Source organism: Streptomyces swartbergensis (assembly GCF_002148965.1).
GTDB lineage: Bacteria > Actinomycetota > Actinomycetes > Streptomycetales > Streptomycetaceae > Streptomyces > Streptomyces swartbergensis.
Genome location: NZ_NGFN01000525.1, coordinates 1 through 3,761, shown reverse-complemented (window position 1 = coordinate 3,761; position 3,761 = coordinate 1). Strand labels below are relative to the sequence as shown.

Below are 3,761 nucleotides of genomic sequence, written 5' to 3'. Positions count from 1 at the left end.
GGGTAGGGGCGGCGGGGGCGAAAACCCTCCACCGCCCCGCCGCGTCACACGTACCGCTTCAACTCCCGCCGCGCCAGCGACCGCTGATGCACCTCGTCCGGCCCGTCGGCGATCATCAGCGTCCGCGCCCCCGCGTACAGCTCCGCCAGCGGGAAGTCCTGGCTCACACCCCCCGCACCGTGCAGCTGGATCGCCCGGTCGAGGATGTCCACCACCGCGCGAGGCGTAGCGATCTTGATCGACTGGATCTCGGTGTGCGCCCCCCTGTTCCCGACCGTGTCCATCAGCCACGCCGTCTTCAGCACCAGCAGCCGCAACTGCTCCACGGTCACCCGCGCATCCGCGATCCAGTTGTGCACCACACCCTGCTGGGCCAGCGCCTTCCCGAAGGCCGTACGGGACACGGCCCGCCGGCACATCAGCTCGATCGCCCGCTCCGCCATCCCGATCAGCCGCATGCAGTGGTGGATCCGGCCGGGACCGAGCCGGGCCTGTGCGATGGCGAAGCCGCCGCCCTCCTCACCGATGAGGTTCGACGCCGGCACGCGCGCGTGGTCGAAGATCACCTCGGCATGGCCGCCGTGGTAGTGGTCCTCGTAGCCGAAGACCTGCATCGCGCGCTCGATCGTCACACCCGGCGTGTCACGGGGGACCAGGATCATCGACTGCTGACGGCGGATGTCGGAACCCTCCGGGTCCGTCTTGCCCATGACGATGAAGATCTTGCAGTCCGGGTGCATCGCCCCGGAGATGTACCACTTGCGGCCGGTGACGACGTACTCGTCGCCGTCCCGCTCGATGTGCGTGGTGATGTTGGTGGCGTCCGAGGAGGCCACGTCGGGCTCGGTCATCGCGAACGCCGAGCGGATCTCACCGGCCAGCAGCGGCTCCAGCCACTGCTTGCGCTGCTGCTCGTCGCCGAACTGGGTGAGCACCTCCATGTTGCCCGTGTCGGGTGCCGCGCAGTTCGTCACCGTCGGGGCGAGCTGCGGGGAGCGCCCCATGATCTCGGCGAGCGGCGCGTACTGGAGGTTGGTGAGCCCGGCGCCGTACTCGGAGTCCGGCAGGAAGAGGTTCCACAGGCCCTGCCTGCGCGCCTCGGCCTTCAGCTCCTCGACCACCGCCGGGGTCTCCCACGGCGAGGTGAGCCGCGCCCGCTGCTCGTGCGCGACGGCCTCGGCCGGATAGACGTCCTCGTCCATGAAGGCCAGCAGCTTGCCGCGCAGCTCTTCGGTGCGCGCGTCGAACGCGAAGTCCATGTCCGTCAGCCTTCCTGGAGAGTGGTGAGACCGTGCTCGATGAAGACGGGGACCAGGTCGCCGATGCGGTCGAAACCGCGCCCGACCGTCTGGCCCAGGGTGTAGCGGTAGTGGATGCCCTCCAGGATCACGGCGAGCTTGAACCAGGCGAACGCCGTGTACCAGGAGACCGCGGAGACGTCGCGCCCCGAGCGGGCGGCGTACCGCTCGATCAGTTCCGCCGGGTCCGGGTGCCCCGGCGCCTCCGCCGTCGTGGAGACGGGGGAATCCGGGGCGTCGAGCGGCAGGCTGTACATCGCCAGCAGGCCCAAGTCCGTGAGCGGGTCGCCCAGGGTGGACATCTCCCAGTCGAGGATCGCCTTGATGCGGTCGTCCTCGCCGATCAGGACGTTGTCCAGCCGGTAGTCGCCGTGCACCACGGCCGGGGCGGGGGAGGCGGGCAGCCGCCGTCCGAGCGTCGCGTGCAGCTCGTCGATCCCGGCCAGCTCGCGGTTGCGCGAGGCGTCCAGCTGCTTGCCCCAGCGCCGCAGCTGCCGGTCCAGGAAGCCCTCGGGCCGGCCGAAGTCCGCGAGCCCCACCTCGCCCGGGTCTACCGCGTGCAGCTCCACCAGCGCGTCCACCAGGTTCAGCACCGCGCCCCGGGTCCGCTCCGGACCGAGCGGAGCGAGCTGGTCGGCCGTGCGGTACGGGGTGCCCTCGACGAACTCCATGACGTAGAACGGCGCGCCGAGCACCTCCTCGTCCTCGCACAGCAGCACCGGCCGCGGAACCGGCACGGCGGTCGGGTGCAGCGCGCTGATCACGCGGTGCTCGCGCTTCATGTCGTGCGCCGTGGCCAGGACATGGCCGAGCGGGGGCCGCCGTACGACCCACCGGGAGGTGCCGTCGGAGACGGCGTAGGTGAGGTTCGACCGTCCGCCCTCGATCAGCCGGCCGGACAGGGCGCCGCTCACCAGGCCGGGCCGCTCGCGGTCGAGCAGGCCGCGCAGCCGGTCCAGGTCGAGTCCGGGCGGATGGTCGGGGCTCATGCGTCGCTCCTACGGGCCGGTGAACAGTTCCCGACTCATGATGCCGACCGGTCGGTATGTCGTCCAGAGCGGGGCCGAAACGTGATCGGAGCCACGATAGGCCGACGACTCCCTTCGCGGGGCGCCGGGGAGGTTTCGGCCGGTTCGTTCAGGCCATCCGGCTTGCGTGCGGCGCGGCGAGCCCGGAAGGTCGGAGCCATGAAGGCCATCAGCTACTCACGGTACGGCGGACCCGAGGTGCTGGCGTTCGGGGAGGTCCGCGATCCCAAGGTCGGCCCGGACTCGGTGCTGGTGAAGGTGCGGGCGGCGGCCGTGAACCCCGTCGACTGGAAGGCCCGCGAGGGCCAACTCGAAGGGCTCTTCGAAGCGGCCTTCCCCGTGGTGCCCGGCTGGGACGTCTCGGGCGTCGTCGTCCGGCCCGGCGTGGCCGTGTCGGAGTTCGACGTCGGCGACGAGGTCATCGGGTACGTACGTGAGGACTTCCTCTCCCGCGGCACCTTCGCCGAGTACGTGGCCGCGCCCCTGCGCACCCTCGCGCGCAAGCCGCGCAACCTCTCCTTCGAGGAGGCGGCCGGACTGCCGCTGGTCGGGCTCACCGCCTACCAGGTGCTGGTCAAGGTGCTAGAGGTGAAGCGGGGCGAGACCGTTCTGGTGCACGCCGCGGCCGGCGGCGTCGGCTCGCTGGCCGTGCAGCTCGGCGCCCACCTCGGCGCCCGGGTGATCGGCACGGCGAGCGAGCCCAACCACGACTTCGTGCGCGGCCTCGGCGGGGAGCCCGTGACGTACGGCGCGGGCCTGGGCGAGCGGGTGCGCGGGCTGGCGCCCGAGGGTGTGGACGCGGTGTTCGACACGGTCGGCGGGGACGCGCTGAAGGTCTCGGCCAACCTGCTGGCCCCCGAGGGCCGCCTGGTGTCGATCGCCGACGTCGGCGTGGTGAACTACGGCGGCCGCTACTACTTCGTCCGCCCCGACGCCGAGGACCTCCACCGGCTGTCCGAACTGGCGGAACAGGGCGTGGTGCGCGTCCACGTCTCCGAGACGTTCCCGCTGGAACGAGCGGCGGACGCACACCGGCTGAACGAGGAGGGCCGGACCCGGGGAAAGATCGTCGTGACGGTGCCGTGGGAGACGGAGGAGTCGTAGGCCACCGGCCGCGCCCCGGCGACCGGCGCGCGTTCACTGGCCCCTGGAGTCCGGCGTGCGGCGTCCTGGCGTGCGGCGTCCGGGTCCTGGCTGGGGTCCGGCGTCCCGGTGTCCCGGTGTCCCGTCGTGCGGCGTCTCGTCGTGCGGTGTGCTGGCGTGCGGTGCCCGGGGCGTCCTGGCTGGGTCCGGCGTCCTGGCGTCCCGGTGTCCCGTCGTGCGGCGTCTCGTCGTGCGGTGTGCTGGCGTGCGGTGCCCGCGGCGTCCTGGCTGGGTCCGGCGTCCTGGCGTCCCGGTGTCCCGTCGTGCGGCGTCTCGTCGTGCGGTGTGCTGG

General features: G+C 72.0%; 3 protein-coding genes. 1 reads left to right on the top strand and 2 read right to left on the bottom strand.

Translation table 11 applies throughout. The features are described from left to right. Nucleotides 1–44: 44 nt before the first annotated feature. Nucleotides 45–1,259, bottom strand: a complete 1,215-nt coding sequence (locus tag CA983_RS41420; RefSeq protein ID WP_086605817.1) for an acyl-CoA dehydrogenase — start codon at nt 1,257–1,259, stop codon at nt 45–47. A gap of 5 nt (nt 1,260–1,264) precedes the next feature. After that, nucleotides 1,265–2,287: a phosphotransferase family protein gene (locus CA983_RS41415; protein ID WP_086605816.1), complete on the bottom strand. Its 1,023-nt coding sequence runs from the start codon at nt 2,285–2,287 to the stop codon at nt 1,265–1,267. 198 nt (nt 2,288–2,485) lie between these two features. Here CA983_RS41415 and CA983_RS41410 point away from each other — a divergent pair, with 198 nt between their 5' ends. Further along, nucleotides 2,486–3,430 (top strand): NADP-dependent oxidoreductase, encoded by a 945-nt coding sequence (locus CA983_RS41410; RefSeq protein WP_086605815.1) that lies wholly within the window; start codon nt 2,486–2,488, stop codon nt 3,428–3,430. Nucleotides 3,431–3,761: the final 331 nt, after the last annotated feature.